General features: G+C 57.3%; 14 protein-coding genes. 7 read left to right on the top strand and 7 right to left on the bottom strand.

What is annotated here, in order from left to right:
- Positions 1–222: 222 nt before the first annotated feature.
- The 4 genes from H8K27_RS01650 to H8K27_RS01635 all read left to right on the top strand — a co-directional run bounded on the left by H8K27_RS01650 (position 223) and on the right by H8K27_RS01635 (position 5,473).
- A complete protein-coding gene (locus H8K27_RS01650; protein ID WP_186861497.1) occupies positions 223–2,877 on the top strand; it encodes a lamin tail domain-containing protein in 2,655 nt (884 codons plus the stop codon).
- 151 nt (positions 2,878–3,028) lie between these two features.
- Positions 3,029–3,973, top strand: a complete 945-nt coding sequence (locus H8K27_RS01645) for a cation diffusion facilitator family transporter (RefSeq protein WP_186861496.1) — start codon at positions 3,029–3,031, stop codon at positions 3,971–3,973.
- Positions 3,974–4,151: 178 nt separating this feature from the next.
- Positions 4,152–4,559 (top strand): OsmC family protein, encoded by a 408-nt coding sequence (locus H8K27_RS01640; protein ID WP_186861495.1) that lies wholly within the window; start codon positions 4,152–4,154, stop codon positions 4,557–4,559.
- Between the two features lie 14 nt (positions 4,560–4,573).
- A complete protein-coding gene (locus H8K27_RS01635) occupies positions 4,574–5,473 on the top strand; it encodes a pirin family protein (protein ID WP_186861494.1) in 900 nt (299 codons plus the stop codon).
- 102 nt (positions 5,474–5,575) lie between these two features.
- On the opposite strand, the gene H8K27_RS01630 is transcribed toward H8K27_RS01635, so the two are convergent.
- From H8K27_RS01630 to H8K27_RS01605, 6 genes are all read right to left on the bottom strand, one after another.
- Positions 5,576–7,135: a DUF5666 domain-containing protein gene (locus H8K27_RS01630; RefSeq protein ID WP_186861493.1), complete on the bottom strand. Its 1,560-nt coding sequence runs from the start codon at positions 7,133–7,135 to the stop codon at positions 5,576–5,578.
- Between the two features lie 320 nt (positions 7,136–7,455).
- Positions 7,456–8,133, bottom strand: a complete 678-nt coding sequence (leuE, locus tag H8K27_RS01625; RefSeq protein ID WP_186861492.1) for a leucine efflux protein LeuE — start codon at positions 8,131–8,133, stop codon at positions 7,456–7,458.
- 120 nt (positions 8,134–8,253) lie between these two features.
- Entirely contained in the window at positions 8,254–8,940 is a 687-nt protein-coding gene (locus H8K27_RS01620) for an MIP/aquaporin family protein (RefSeq protein WP_186861491.1), read from the bottom strand.
- Positions 8,937–9,437 carry an arsenate reductase ArsC gene (locus H8K27_RS01615; RefSeq protein WP_186861490.1) on the bottom strand — a complete coding sequence of 167 codons (501 nt, stop codon included), beginning with the start codon at positions 9,435–9,437 and terminating at the stop codon, positions 8,937–8,939. The genes H8K27_RS01620 and H8K27_RS01615 overlap by 4 nt, the downstream gene beginning before the upstream one ends.
- 83 nt (positions 9,438–9,520) lie before the next feature.
- Complete coding sequence (locus tag H8K27_RS01610) at positions 9,521–10,003, bottom strand: arsenate reductase ArsC (protein WP_186861489.1); 483 nt, start codon at positions 10,001–10,003, stop codon at positions 9,521–9,523.
- Between the two features lie 40 nt (positions 10,004–10,043).
- Positions 10,044–10,388, bottom strand: a complete 345-nt coding sequence (locus tag H8K27_RS01605; protein ID WP_186861488.1) for an ArsR/SmtB family transcription factor — start codon at positions 10,386–10,388, stop codon at positions 10,044–10,046.
- 197 nt (positions 10,389–10,585) lie between these two features.
- On the opposite strand from H8K27_RS01605, the gene H8K27_RS01600 reads away from it, so the two are divergent.
- Complete coding sequence (locus H8K27_RS01600; RefSeq protein ID WP_230418812.1) at positions 10,586–11,956, top strand: hypothetical protein; 1,371 nt, start codon at positions 10,586–10,588, stop codon at positions 11,954–11,956.
- Between the two features lie 12 nt (positions 11,957–11,968).
- On the opposite strand, the gene H8K27_RS01595 is transcribed toward H8K27_RS01600, so the two are convergent.
- Entirely contained in the window at positions 11,969–12,880 is a 912-nt protein-coding gene (locus H8K27_RS01595; RefSeq protein WP_186861487.1) for an AraC family transcriptional regulator, read from the bottom strand.
- A gap of 259 nt (positions 12,881–13,139) precedes the next feature.
- Between H8K27_RS01595 and H8K27_RS01590 the strand changes: the two genes are divergently transcribed.
- Both H8K27_RS01590 and H8K27_RS01585 read left to right on the top strand, forming a co-directional pair.
- On the top strand, positions 13,140–13,613 hold the full coding sequence (locus H8K27_RS01590; RefSeq protein WP_186861486.1) for a (2Fe-2S)-binding protein: 474 nt from the start codon (positions 13,140–13,142) through the stop codon (positions 13,611–13,613).
- Between the two features lie 10 nt (positions 13,614–13,623).
- A complete protein-coding gene (locus H8K27_RS01585) occupies positions 13,624–15,858 on the top strand; it encodes a xanthine dehydrogenase family protein molybdopterin-binding subunit (RefSeq protein WP_186861485.1) in 2,235 nt (744 codons plus the stop codon).
- Position 15,859: the final 1 nt, after the last annotated feature.

Here is a 15,859-nt window from a genome sequence, read left to right as displayed (position 1 = left end):
ACAAGATTAATAAAAAGATAAATTAACGGTTAAAATAGTGATAGCTTTGAAACAATTTTTTATACGGTAAATCATCCTGACTATGGCTATGGATCTGATACGCTGACAATTACACCAAAGAATTGTCCGATAATAATTTCATATTCTGAGATTTCACTTATAGTCTTTACGATGAACCGCTTGTTTCCTTTTTTAAATCTGGATAATTTTTCACCCAAAATCATGATGCGTAGCTATTTGCTTAAACTCCTGTTTTCCAGCCTGCTGCTGACGCTGCTCGCCGCCTGCGGCGGCAGTTCAGATACTGCAAGCACCGCCAACAGTAACCAGGCTGCGGGAGCTACACTAGCCGCAGCCGGCACTTCCTCACTCTATGTCGCACCGAGAACCGGATGGTTCTGGAATGCCGCAGAAAGCGGCAGAGGCTTCGCTATCGAACGCCAGGGCAGCCAGATTTTCCTTGCAGGTTTTATGTATGAAACCACCGGTGAATCCACCTGGTATGCCACCACCATGAATGTGCAGGCAGACGGCAGTTACCAGGGTGATCTGCTGCGTTACACCGGTGGCCAGACCTTGCTGGGCAGCTATCAGTCCGCGACTTCCTCCAAATATGCGACGATTACCGCCGCCTTCAGCTCCGCCACCAAAGGCACGCTGCAGATCAAGGATGTCAATTCCAGCGCCAGCATCACGATTTCTCTGGATGCCTTCCCGATCTCCACCCCGACCGCTTTTGCACCATCTACCGATGCGTTCCAGAGCGGCTGGTGGTGGAATCCGGCGGAAGGGGGCCGCGGTTACTTCATCGAGGCGCAAGGTGCGCAGGCATTCATCGCTGCCTTTATGTATTCGGGCAATGGCCAGCCTACCTGGTATGCCAGCGCTGCCAATCTGCTGACTCCAAGCCGGATCAGCGGTTCCCTGCTGAGTTATACCAGCGGCCAGACTATGTACGGCGCGTACCAGAGCGCCACCCTGTCTGGTACCAGTGCCGGGGTCATGAGCTTTGAGATGACCAGCAATAATACCGGTGTAATGACCCTGCCGAATGGCAGCAAAGTCAATCTGCAGCGTTTTATCTTCAACAACGATCCGGTTACGGCTGAAACAGCAAAACCACTGATGATTTCGGAAGTTGCATCGGCTTATTACACCAACAGCGCTGTCTGGTTTGAGGTGTACAACCCGAATGCCACGATCAGCATCAACCTGTCCGATTACACGCTCAACAGCAGTCACTTCGACGGCGGCACATCCTACTATTACGCACCAGCCAGCTTCACCCTGCCATCGGTCACGATTCCGCCGAAAGGCTATCTGGTCATCGCCAGCAAAACTAAGGCCAATCTGACCAATAACGCACAAATGGTCTACGTCAGCAATGGCAGCAGCATCCCATTCTGGGGAGCCTCCGGTAATATCGAACTGGTCAAAGGCGGTGTGACAGCTGATTTCGTGCGCTTCGGCAACTCTGCAAGCGCACCGACGACTGCCAGCGCCTGGAGCGGCGCGAATGCGCCGGCATTACCGAATACGGCCAATTACGGCTACTCCATCGTCCGGCTCGCGTCCTCTGGCATGGTGAACAATTTCACCGGCAGCGACTGGTCATCCGTGAATTTCTCCACCCCGGGCGGACCGAATGACGTCGGCGTCGGCGTGCTCGACTCTGACGGCGACGGCATTCCCGACAGCGCCAAGGTGAGCGGAAAAACCTTTGCCGGTCTTGATCTCTACTCGCTCGGTGCGCGCCCCGGTCAGCGTGACCTGTTTATCCAGATCGACAGCATGAGCAGCACCGACCCCGGCATTATCCTGCGCCAGGAAGCGGTACAGAAACTGGTCGATACTTTCGCCAATCACACCTTTACCAACGGTAATAAAAAGATTGCCGTCCATGTGGATGCCGGCACGCTGTATTCGCCGACCATCAATACGGCAGCCTTCAATCTGGGCGGTGGGAAAATGCTCGCCTACGCCTCCTGCCTGGCGATGGAAAGCACGAATACCGTGCCAACCGGCTGCGCCAATCTGTACGACTTCAAACGCGATAATATGGATGTGCGGCGCAAACTGATCTTCCATTACGCGGTTATGGGCAGTTCGCAAAAAACCGATGGCAGCTGCGGCTCCAGCGGGCTGGGTGAGCTGAACGGCAATGATTTCATCATCACCATGGGCAACTGCGGTTTCAAAGTCACGTCTGCCACCAACATCAATTACACGGTGAATGGGCAAGCTGCCACGATCATGCATGAGCTCGGGCACAATCTCGGTCTGAACCATGGCGGATTTGAAGCGAACAATTACAAGCCGAATTACTACAGCATCATGAACTATACCTACAGCTTCCCGGGGCTGAGCGCCAACCCGAGCGGTCCCCAGGCAGCCAACCGGTTCTATCTGAACAACAGCACCTACACCAAGGCCAGCGGCATCAATATCTGCAATATCGATAACTCGCCTTGCGGAACCAGCTTCATCATGGATTACTCCAATGGTTCCAGCATCGATCTGGATGAAAACAATCTGGATGAGTCCAAGAATATTGGCCGTGGTGCAGTGGCAGGCGCTTATGCCGACTGGGATAACAGCAACAGCCAGACCAGCGGCACGTTTGCCTACAATATCCACAAGCCGGACAGCACCGCGACGCTCGGCGTGCTGAAGGACTATAACGACTGGGACAATCTGGTGCTGGCATTTACGCGCAGCTATCAGGGTGCCGAATCCGGTGCCGTGGTGCCGACGGCCGTCACACGCAATCTGGTGCCGCGTAAAAACCCGATGCACGACGGCCCCGGAACATTGATCAGTGAAGACCCGGCGATATTCTTACGCCATCTGGAGTCCATACGCAGAGCCCATCAGTAACACCAAAGCCCGCACTGAAATGCGGGCTTTTTTTATAACCGTAAAAAAGTACGAACCGGAACCGTATGCCGCGAAACGGACACATCCTTGTTAAAATTGGACGATACAATGCGGTTCACCGCGTTTCATCCGACCTTAACCATTCCCGACCATGATACAAAACGACTCTTACGACGATCCTGAAGACCTGTTCCAGACTCCGGAACAGCGCGCCGCCGCCGCATCCCGCAGCACCTGGACCAGCGTGGTGGTGAATCTCGGACTGACCATCCTGCAAATCACCATCGGTATCGTCGGGAAATCCCAGGCATTGATTGCCGACGGTATCCACTCCCTGTCCGACCTGATCGCCGACTTTGTGGTGCTGTTCGCCAGCCATCACAGCAAGAAAGATGCGGACGAAGATCATCCCTACGGTCATCAGCGCTTTGAAACTGCGGCATCGTTCATCCTCGGCATCCTGCTGCTGGCAGTGGGTCTCGGAATGCTGTGGTCTGCCTTCAGAAAGCTGGAAGCGCCGGAGCTGGTTCCGCAGGTACACATCATGGCTTTGTGGGTGGCTGGCACCGCGCTGGTCGCCAAGGAACTGCTGTTCCGTTACATGCTGGCGATTGCGCAAAAGGTCAAATCCAGCATGCTGGTAGCCAATGCCTGGCATGCCCGCTCCGATGCGGCTTCATCGCTGGTGGTAGGACTGGGCATCATCGGCAATCTGGCTGGTTATCCGATTCTGGACCCGATAGCCGCTTCCATCGTTGGCTTCATGGTCGCCAAGATGGGCTGGGAATTCAGCTGGGACGCCCTGCATGACCTGACGGACCGCGCGGCAGACGAACAGGAAGTCCAGGCCATCCGTGAGACGCTGTTAAGCACTCCGGGCGTCATCAGCGTCCATGATGTCCACACCCGGAAAATGGGTGACATGATCGTCGTCGACGCACATCTGGAAGTCGATGCCGCCATCACCGTTGAAGCTGGTCACGACATCGCCGTCGAAGCACGGCAGAGAGTCATGCAGAGACACCGTGTACTGAACCTGATGACCCATCTCGACCCCTGGAAAAAGCCCGACCGCGACCATCCCGGACAAAGCTGAACGACAGCCAGCTTACCCGACCTGCGTGCTGTCGTTCTGCGATATCAATCAGTGCGCAGCACTGTCCTCCTGCCTCGCATCCCTTCCGTCATACCACACCGACACACGGCAGGTAGTTTTCAGTTACCTTTGCAGGGAACAAGCTGTCTTTCCTGCCCTATTCTTTCAAGGAGCCATCATGTCTGCCACACCTGCTGTCACCGCCAGTCTCCAAAGCATTCCTTATCAGGTCACCCTGTCCGATGATCTGGGACATACATGGCTGGCTGATGAACCCACCGAGCTCGGCGGCGGTAATGCCGGTCCGTCGCCAGACCGGCTGATGCTGGCGAGTCTGGGTTCATGCACAGCGATCACCATACAAATGGTGGCCAACCGCCGGCAATGGCCGCTGACCGGCATCAGAGTGGCACTGCAGCTGAATCCGGACGGCAAGCCGGAAACGGGCAACGATATCGTGCGGCATATCGAACTAACCGGCGATCTGAGTCAGGAGCAGCGTGAGCAGTTGCTCAAAATCGCCAATGCCTGCCCAATGCACAAGCTGCTGAGCGGCGAAGTCCGCATTCATTCCGATCTGCGCTGAACAGGGGGTGATCCATGAACCATATAGAACGCGTGAGCGCCAGAGCCACAGATCTGGGAGATGGCATGCAGGTGCTGCGTGCATTGCCGACCCGCCAGCGGCGCATGATTGGCGCATGGTGCTTCCTGGATCACGCCGGACCGGTCAGCTTTGCCCCGGGCGCCGGCATGCATGTCGCCGCTCATCCGCATACCTGCCTGCAGACTTTCACCTGGCTGATTGAAGGTGAAATCCTGCATCGCGACAGTCTCGGCAATGAGCAAGTCATCCGGCCAGGTCAGGTGAACCTGATGACGGCGGGCCGGGGCATTGTGCATACCGAGGATTCGGTGGCGGGCAGCCAGCAGCTGAATCTGGCGCAGCTGTGGATCGCCCTGCCGCCCGAGATGGCATTCTGCGAACCGCGGTTTGAACATTATCCGGTGCTGCCGCGCTGGGACGATCAGGCTTGCAGCTTTACCCTGCTGGCGGGCAGCTACGCCGGGCGCACGGCACCGGCGCAGGTACATAGCCCCTTGGTCGGCATCGATCTCGCGAGCAACGATGGCGCCAACCTGTCGCTGGCACTGGACCCGTCGTTTGAATACGGCATCCTGCCGCTGGAAGGCGACGTCACCGCAGAGGGTGAAGCCATCGCCATGCATGAGCTGGCCTATTCCGCCAGCGGTGCGACAACGCTGCAGATACAGCTGGCGGCCGGCAGCCGCGCGCTGCTGCTCGGCGGCTTGCCGTTTGCGGAACCGGTGGTGATGTGGTGGAATTTTGTCGGCAGCAGTAAAGCCGTCGTTGCGCAGGCGCAGCAGGACTGGGAAAACGGCACACCACGTTTTCCGGCAGTCAGCCATCCCGGGGAGCGACGTCTGGTCGCGCCCGCCCTCCCCTGGAGCGATGCGCACAATGAAAAAAACCTGTGACCGCCGATTGGCGCCGCCACAGGTTATCAGTCTGCTCTCCCAATCTGTTGTCACGGGGCGGGATGATCCGGATGCCGGTCATCCCGTTTCCAACTATCTGATTCAGCTGTCCGATTTGGCTTCGATCTTGCTGACCTGGAACACGCCTTTAGCATCCAGATAGCCTTTGACTTCGACAAACATCTTCGTACCAGCCTGATACTGACCACCGTCTGCCCATACAGCGGCAGACAAATTCGCCTGCAATGTAGTCAGCCCATGTTGCAGGGTGCAGCTGGCGGGATAGCTGGTGCAGCTCAGGACGCCATAGATTTCAAAACTGCGGTTGCCACTGGACTGGTCGCTGGACGGATTGCCGTTGCCATTGGTAGCGGCTGTCGTTTCCCCTTTCAGCTCTATTTTCGTTGCCACCAGCACGCCGTTCTGCAACGTGCCTTTGACTTCGACATACACGTTGTTGGCCAGATTGCTCAGTCCGAATTCAAAGCGTGCCTTGCTCGCATCAACCGGTACGCCCTGCACCTTAAAGCTGGACAGCGAGACGAAATTCGTCACGACACCATACAGTTCATGCTGGTAGTTAGCGGTTGCTGTCACCTTGCCGTCAGTGCTGTGCACATCAGCGCTGTGACCATTTGACTCCAGCTCGATTTTGGTGGCGGTGATCGTACCGCTGGAAGACAGTGTTCCTTTAATTTCCACCACAGCACCGACTGCCGGCACAGGCAAGGTACCCAGATCAATCTTCGTCCCGGCCACGGTGATGGTTGTGCCGCTGACTGCATCAACGATGCCCTTGATCTTGATGAATTGTCCGGATGGCGAATTGGAGTTGCCCGTTACCAGCGTTCCGGCACCGACCACGATGACTTTTGTGGCAACAATCGTGTTATTGACCGGTACGGTAGTCGCCACGACGCGGACATCGGTTCCCACGGCAATCTGCGCACCTTTCGGCAACACCTGGCTTGCCGTGAAGCTGACGCTGAGGCCACTCGCAAGTTTCAGTGTGCCTGCCGTCATATCGACCGCACTGACCATGCCGCGCAAGACCACGGCACCAGTCACTGACGGCGCTGTAGCCGACACTTCAATCCGGGTCGCGTTGAAAGCGCCGTTGGCCTGCGGATAACCATATACCTCGACATACATATTCACCATGGATGCAGACAGGCTGCTGAGTGCGCCCTCAAACACCGTGGTGCTGGTGACGCTGACCACCTGACCATTCAGCGTCAGCGTATTTTTCTGCGTATCAACCGCGGTGACCTTGCCGCGCAGGCCGCCGATGATGCGGATATCGGCTGCAGCACCGGAACTGGTGCTGTCGTCTGCCGTGCCAGTCACAGAAACGGTCGTGCCGAGCTTGATGGCGGACTGGAATTTAGTGCTGCCATAAGGATCATCGGCATCGTGCACATTAGCGCCCACGGTCTCAAAACGCACCCCGTTGACCACGATGGAACCGAGACCGGCAACCGGCCCGGTATAAGTAACTGTGCTTCCTCCTGAACTGACCGGCGTTGTCGTGGTTGCAGATGTGGTGGTGCCGGAACTGCCGCCGCCACCGCAAGCCGTCAGCAAAGATATCAGGCCGAGACTGGCCGCTCCGATACCGGCTGCGCGGCGCAACCGGGAAATTGTCATTGCAGAGAAATTCATTTCAGACCTCATGAGTTATATCATCAAACAACAGTCCGGCTATTCAGCCAATCCGGATTCAGTACAGTTTGCGTAATAATTCTTAAGGACACCTTAAATGAATTGTTAAAGAAAGTGACTGTGGAACGCATTGATCCACATCTGCAACAGTGCTTCCCTCTGCATAATTGTCATAAATTATAGAGATTAACGGTTACAATTTTTTTTCAGGTACTTGCATGGAAAATAACTCTATAACACTGACATCCCGGTCCGATCCCGCGTAAATGTCTGAACATTCATGCGCAGTGTTTCTTCAGAAATATTCAGGAATAATTTTCTTACAAGCTTGCCGATGCCAGTTTGACACCGAATCCGATGAACATCGCACCGACACCGCCCGACATACCGGCCGACAGGCGGCGACGCTGACGGAATGCCTCGGCCAGCCGCGCCCCCACCAGGATAATAATTGTCAGGTAAGTAAAACTCGCCAGCTGGCAAATCAGCGCCAGCAAACCGTAAGACAACAGCGGCGCGTGAAATTCCGGATCGACGAACTGGATGAAGAAAGAAATAAAAAACAGAATTGCCTTCGGATTCATCAGGCTGATCACCAGCGCCTTGGTAAATGGCTCGCCCGGCTGAACTGCTGCCGCAGCAACAGGAACCGGCGCGGCAGCGGCCTGTGTGCGTTGACGGAATCCGCGCCAGCCATTGCGCAGCATCTGCAGGCCAATCCACCCCAGATAAGCTGCACCGGCATATTTCACCACATAAAACAAACCGGGACTGCTTCTGAGCAGCGACGCCATGCCACCGGCAGACAAAATCATCAGAATCAGGTCGCCCAGAAAAATCCCGCAGGCGCCGCGATAGGCAACCCGCACGCCACGTTGCGCGGCAACACTCAGCACGTACAGCGAATTCGGTCCTGGCAGCAGCACGATGAAAATGGTACCGATCAGAAAAGTCCAGAAATCGGTCACACCGAAACTGGAATGGATGAATGCATTCATGGAAAACTCCCGGCCACAGCAACAATTTGGAATGCATCTATCATAACAGCGACACGCTCCGGCTGCTGCCATCCAGCCGTCATGAGAAGCCGGATTTTTGCCCGGTTTTTTTCCCGGTTTTCAGCCCTCAGCCTGCTCCGTGTGCGTCACCGCCGGTGCCGGATATAGCCAGGAAAATAAACCGGTGGCAAGCGCCGCGCCGCACAGCTGGGCAATGATAAAGCCGGGCACATCGGCTGGCCGTATGCCGGCAAACGTATCGCTGGCGGCGCGTGCCAGCGTCACTGCCGGATTTGCAAACGAGGTCGATGACGTAAACCAGTAGGCCGCCGTGATGTAGGCCGCCACCGCAAACGGCGTCACACCGGGACGGGTTCTGGAAGTGCTGATAATGACGGCGATCAGTCCGAAGCTCGCCACGGATTCGCTCCACCATTGCGCCCAGCCGGTTCTGACATGCGCTGATGCAAAAAATAAGGGCTCACCGAACATGCCATGCGCCATCGCCACACCGGCAAATGCTCCGGCGATCTGTACCACGATATACGGCAGCACTTCCGGCCACGGTATGTTTTTTTGCCACGCAGCCGACAGCGTCACGACCGGATTGAAATGCGCGCCGGAAATGGTGCCCAGCATCAGGATCAGTGCAATCAGCCCGGCACCTGTGGCTATGCTGTTTGCCAGCAAGGCAATCGCGGTATTGCCTGCCGCCAGCCGCTCTGCCATGATCCCGGAGCCAACCACCACCGCCAGCAGCAAGGCGCTGCCCAATCCTTCGGACACCAGACGTTTTGCCATACTCATGCTGATTGACTTCCGATCCGGTCCAGCTCCCGCTGCAAGGCCAATTTTTCTAACTTCCCGATCGGCAGGCTCTGGAATAAATCAAGACGGGTTTTGATTTCGCGACAGACCCGTACAAAACCGGCACGTTTTTCCGCCTCTGTCCCTGTGATTGCCGCCGGGTCCTGAAATCCCCAGTGCGCGGTCATTGGCTGGCCCGGCCAGACCGGGCAGATCTCACCAGCAGCATTGTCACAGACCGTAATCACAAAATCCATGTGCGGCGCATCCGGAGCGCCGAACTCACTCCAGCTTTTACTTCGCAGCGCCGCCGTCTCCAGACCCAGTTGCGTCAGTTGCTCAATCGCCAGCGGGTTGACCGCACCTGCCGGAAAACTGCCGCCGCTGTACGCCATGAAGCGGCCCTTGCCAATTGCATTCATCATCGCTTCGGCCATGATGCTGCGTGCCGAGTTACCCGTACATAAAAATAAGACGTGATAAATTCTGTCGTTCATTATTTTTCCCGTTGTGGAAGTGTCAGTCGCAAAAAATCGTTTACAGCAATCCTTCGTTGCAGTCTGCTGATCTGTCCGCCGCATCAGGCCGGTAGTAAAGTACCAATCCGGTCCAGCTCGGCTTTGAGTCTGCTCTTGTCCTGCACCAGAGTTTCCAGCGGCAAGACCAGAAATGCCTCAATGCGGGTGCGCAGAATCCGGTATGCCTGCATGAATGCGGCGTCTATCTGGGCATCGGTGCCGGTTGCATGCGCCGGGTCCGCGACTCCCCAGTGCGTGCGCAATACCGGCCCCAGGTATGCCGGGCAGGTCTCACCGGCAGCGCTGGCGCAGACAGTGATGACGATATCGGGTGTGGCGGGCAGATTGTCCCAGGACTTGCTGTAATAGCCCTCGGCAGCAATGCCTTCCTTTGCCAGCAGGGCCAGCGAGCGCGGGTGCACCTGTCCTGTCGGCTGGCTGCCTGCGCTCATGGCATGCCAGCCAGCCGGTGCCAGATGATTGAAAGTGGCTTCACCCAGAATGGAACGGCAGGAATTGCCGGTACAGAGAAAGAGTACGTTCATAGCCTGATCAGAAAATAACAATAAAAAGAAAAAACATGCCTTAAGCTGTGACCGCACTGCTGCAGGTATCCGGCATGCAGGGCGATGCGGAGGAACAGGGATTGCCGCCACAGCAGTTTTCAGTGAGAAAACCGAGCAGGCCGTTCATGGTCTCGAAATTGGCCGTGTAAATCATGAAACGGCCGTCCTGTCTGGCTTTGACCAGATCGGCATGACTCAGCTCTTTCAGGTGAAAAGACAGGGAAGACGGCGGGATCGTGAGCTGTTCGCTGATCTTGCTGGCGATTAATCCGGCAGGTCCGGCCTGCACCAGCAGCCGGAATATGGCGAGACGTGATTCCTGTGCAATCGCAGCCAGTGCAGAAATGGCTTGTCGGGTTTCCATGCTTATCCTTTGAATTTTCAATCTATTATTCCATAATAATCGAAATATAGAATTATTTAAACATCTCTTGTTTCACATCAAATTATCTGCTCCAAGATCGCAGCTATGCTCATTCATGAGTGAACGAAATACGGCCATTTCAGGTCTGATTCATATTGAAATCAATGCCAATCATCTGATGCCATGAGGTGCCCCCGATGCCTGAAATGAATACCGCCGCGCTCCGCAGCGAGATTGTCCCGACGATGCCGACAACGGCTGCAGCCGACCAGCTCAACAGCGAATGCTTCTGTATCAGCCTGAATCAGCAGGCATTGCAGCAGGCGCTGGAATCCGAGATCAGCCAGCATGAACTGTCGGCCCTGATTCAGCAACGCTGTCCGCATCTGTTTGCCGAACATCCGGTGTTCATCTCGCACCGGCAGGCGCAGCGCATGCGGGACACGATTGACGCCATAGAAGCCGTGGTGGCATTGCCCGCCTACCGCAACTTCGTGCTGGCGACGGCACCGGACATTGCCCGTCACACGCCGCCGGGACAGCGCGGTGTTTTTTTCGGTTATGACTTCCACGTCAACGAACAGCATTCCGGTCTGATCGAAGTCAATACCAATGCGGGCGGCGCAATGCTCAATGCGATTCTCGCCCGCGCCCAGCGCGCCTGCTGCGCCGAAATTGAAATGTACGTCCCGTCCCGCTCCTCGGTTGATGCTTTTGAAACCCGCATCATTGATATGTTTCAGCAGGAATGGGCGCTGTGTCATCGCCAGCGTCCGCTGGCAAGCGTCGCGATCATCGACGAAAATCCGGAACAGCAATATCTTTATCCGGAATTCCTGCTGTTCCAGCAATTGTTTGAACGTCATGGCATCCATGCCGTGATTGCGGGCCCGGCGGCATTCCGGCTCGAAAACGGTCAGTTATGGTACGGTGAAACACCAATTGATCTGGTGTATAACCGGCTCACCGATTTTTACCTCGAGCAGCCAGAACATCAGGTTCTGCGCGACGCGTATCTGTGCGATGCGATGGCGCTGACGCCGCATCCGCAGACCCATGCCCTGTATGCCGATAAGCGCAATCTGATACTGTGGACGGACCGGCAACAACTGAGCGCATGGGGTGTCGCGCCAGCTATTCAGGATATCTTGTGCGACAACATTCCGCGGACGGAACTGGTCACCACCGGCCAGAGCGAACGGCTCTGGAAAGCACGGCGCGGTCTGTTCTTCAAACCTGCAGCCGGCTTTGGCAGTCGTGCCGCATACCGCGGCGACAAAATCACGCAACGGGTGTGGCAGGAAATTCTGGCCGGACAGTACATCGCCCAGGCACTGGTGAAACCGGGGGAACGCATGATTGCCGGTACCGATGCGGCGCAGGCGCTCAAGTTTGATTTGCGGGACTACGTCTATGAGGGCCAGGTGTTGTGGACTGCGGCCCGCCTGTATCAGGGGCAAACCACCAACTTCCGCACGCCGGGCGGCGGTTTTGCGCCGGTCTATGTGTTGCCGCCCGATGCCGGAACGCTGGATCTGCGCAGCATGGATGCCTGTTGCCATCCTTGATGTCGCGCCTGCCTACACCGGCAACGCGCGCACCCGCCGGATGTCACGCAAAGGCGGCGCGCCAAACAGCCGGGTATATTCGCGGCTGAACTGGGATGCGCTTTCATACCCGACCTGAATTGCCGCGCTGCTGGCGTCCAGGTCCTGATTCAGCATCAGTTGCCGTGCTTCCTGCAAACGTAAATATTTCAGGTATTGCAGCGGACTCATGCCGGCCACCTGACGGAAATGCTGCCGGAAGGTCGACGGGCTCATGTGCGCCCTGACCGACAGGTCTTCCATCGCAATGTCTTCCATATAGTGCTGTTTCAGCCAGGTCATGACTTTGGCAATCTGCTGCCCCGGCGAGCCGACCGTCACCAGATGGCGCAACACGCGCTCATGCCCGCCGCTCAACAAGCGCACGATAATTTCCTGCAACATCAGCGGTGCAATCAGTGGGATCATTGCCGGCTCATGCAACAACTGCACCAGACGTACCAGCGCCCCCAGCAATCCGTCTTCCAGATCGACGACCGACATGGCGCGTGCCACCGGAATCCTGGACGGGGCCGGAACGGGCATGCCGGCGGCAATCTGGGTAATCAGCCGCGCATCCAGCGCAATCCCCAGTCCCAGATACGGCGCTTCGGCGCTGGCGCGGGTCACATGGGAAATGACCGGCAAATCCACCGAAGTCAGCAACGACTGGCCCGGGCCGTAGTCAAACATCTCGTCACCCAGCATGACACGCTTTCCACCCTGCACCGTCAAGCCCAGCCCCAGACCGTAAATGCAGGGAATCGGGGCGGTCACGGTACTGCGGCGAAAGACGGTCAGCTCGGGGATCAGGGTGTTAAAAACCCCGTCGGTTTGGGCAATTTGCCCAGCCAGTTCTGCCAGCAATTGCTTGTTGGCAGCAGGTGATTGAGATCGTTCTTTCATAGGGAGTCAGGAGAGGATTCAGGCAGACGCAGGCTATCACCGTTCGCTGTTTTGTTTTTTATTTTTGCAAAGAATTCGTCAGATCAGGCAAACTTCCGACACTGTTTTTGCGACACAATAGCCCTCACAGGGGATTTCCCTTTCAGCCATCCGGCATTCCGGCGACAACTGTTCTATGATGGATGACAACGCCGGACCAGTCAGGGCGGTGTTAACTGCGACACCTGCCCGGCCTTTGTTTCTCACTCTGGAGAATTCTATGATCAAGCTCACTATCAACGGTAAAGATACGCTGGTGGACGTTGAACCAGACACCCCGCTGCTGTGGACGCTGCGCGACAGCCTGCAGCTGACCGGCACCAAGTTCGGTTGTGGCGCAGCCTTGTGCGGCGCCTGTACCGTGCATCTGGACGGGCAGGCGATCCGTTCGTGCGTGACACCGGTTTCCAGCGTGCAGGGTAAGAAAATCACCACCATTGAAGCTGCCACGGGCGGCGATGACCGCGTGGGTAATGCGGTGCAGGCGGCCTGGATAAGGCATGACGTGGCGCAGTGCGGCTATTGCCAGAGCGGCCAGATCATGAGTGCAACGGCATTTCTGAAATCCCTGCCGCGGGGCAAACAGCCAAGCGCGGCAGAAATCGATACCGCGATGGCTGGCAACATCTGCCGCTGCGGCACTTACCCCCGGATCCGCGCCGCCGTGGCCGATGCTGCCAAATCCCTCACCTGAAGGAATCCTCATGTTACCGAATATCCAAGACATCGACATGCCGCGCGCCCTGCAGCACCTGCTGAGCCGGAATCAACCGGAACCCGCGTCAGGACTGACGCGCCGCAGTTTCCTGAAGCTTGCGGGCATCGGCGGATTCGCGCTCGGCGCTTTCCCTCATCTGGCAGTCGGGCAGACAGCGGACGCCTTAAAACCCACCCAGCAGCCATCGGCATTTGTCCGGATTGCGCCGGACGGTGACATCACGGTCATCATCAACCGGCTTGAATTCGGTCAGGGTGTGCAGACTGCGCTGCCAATGATCCTGGCAGAAGAGCTCGATGCCGACTGGAGCATGGTGCACAGCCAGCACGGGTCGGGCGATGCGGCCTATGCCGATCCGCTGTTTGGCATCCACCTGACCGGCGGCTCCAATTCCATCAAGAACAGTTTTACGCAATACCGTGAACTCGGCGCCCGTTCCCGTGCCATGCTGCTGAGCGCTGCCGCAGCGCGCTGGAATACGCCTGCCGCGCAATTGCGCACCCAGGCCAGCAAGGTGATCCATCCCGACGGTCGCCAGCTCAGCTATGGCGAATTGGCAGAATCCGCCATGACGATGCCGGTGCCGGAGCATGTGACGCTGAAAAATCCTGCCGACTTCCGTCTCATCGGCCAGCCCACCAACCGTCTGGATGCACGCGCCAAAAGCAGCGGCAAACAGGATTACGGTATCGATATGCATTTACCGGGGCAGCTGACTGCCGTGGTCGCCCGGCCGCCGGTCTTTGGCGGCCGCCCGTCTTCGGTGGACGACAGTGCGGCGCTGGCCGTCAAAGGCGTCAAGGCGGTGGTGCGTATCCCGCTGGATCATCATGGCGAAGGTGTGGCTGTGGTGGCCGATGGCTACTGGTCTGCCAAAAAAGGGCGCGATGCGCTGAAACTGACATGGAACACCGGATCGGTCGAAAAAGTGGACAGCATCAAGCAACTGGCAGAATACCGCCAGCTCGCCACACAGCCGGGCCCGCGGCTGTTTGAGGCGGATGTTTCCGCACTCGCCAGCGCTACCGGAAAAATCGATGTCGAATTTATTTTCCCTTATCTGGCACATGCCGCCATGGAGCCGCTGAACTGCACCGTGGCATTGTCAGAAGGACGCGCCGAAGTCTGGACCGGCTCTCAGGGGCCCGGCATGGATGCGGCGGCGGCAGCGAAAGTGCTGGGACTGAAACCGGAACAGGTTGCCATGCATGTGCAGATGGCAGGCGGCGGATTTGGCCGGCGCTTTTCCAGCGGCAGCGATTTTGTCACTGAAGCCTGCGAAATTGCCAAGGCAACCCGTGCAGCAGGCCTGAATGTGCCGGTGCGCACAGTCTGGAGCCGTGAAGACGATATGCACGGCGGCTATTACCGCCCGATGCACCTGCACCGCGCCCGTATCGGTTTCGACCAGAAAGGTAAAGTGCTGGCCTGGGATCATGTGATCGTCGGCCAGTCCATCACCGCAGGCACGCTGTTTGAATCATTCCAGGTCAAAAACGGCATCGACGCCACCGCCACCGAAGGCATGCGCGATCCTTATCCTTTCCCGATGCGTCTGACAGTACATCATCCAAAGCACAATGTGCCGGTGCTGTGGTGGCGCAGCGTCGGCTCGACCCATACGGCATTTGTGATGGAAACACTGATCGATGAGATCGCCCGCGCCACAAAACAGGACCCGGTAGCCTACCGGATGAGCTTGTTCGGTGAGCAGCATCTGCGTCACCGCGCCGCGCTGCAGCTGGCAGTGGACAAGAGCGGCTATGGCAAAAAACGTCTGCCGGCCGGTCATGCCTGGGGCGTGGCCGTGCATGAATCATTCTCAACCGTGGTCGCCTATGTGGTGGAAGCCACGCTCAAAAAAGGACAACCGGCGCTGATTCGCGTGACGGCCGGTGTGCATTGCAATCTGGCGGTCAATCCGCGCACCATCGAGGCGCAGGTACAGGGAGCCGCCGTCATGGGGCTGTCCATGTGTCTGCCGGGTGCGGCCATCACGCTGAAAGACGGTATCGTCGAACAGAGCAACTTCAGCGACTACACCGTGGCCCGCATCACGGATGTGCCGGCTTTCGACATCCATGTGGTGCCCAGCGCAGAACCACCGACTGGCATGGGCGAACCCGGCCTGCCGCCACTGGCACCGGCCTTTGCCAACGCGCTGGCGCGGCTGACCGGCAAGCCGGTGCGCCAGCTGCCGTTCAAGCTGAGCACAACCTGAG

It is taken from the genome of Cognatundibacterium griseum (assembly GCF_014284195.1).
Lineage (GTDB): Bacteria > Pseudomonadota > Gammaproteobacteria > Burkholderiales > Burkholderiaceae_D > Undibacterium > Undibacterium griseum.
Note: the sequence above shows the minus strand (reverse complement) of the source record. Positions and strands in the feature narration are given on the sequence as shown.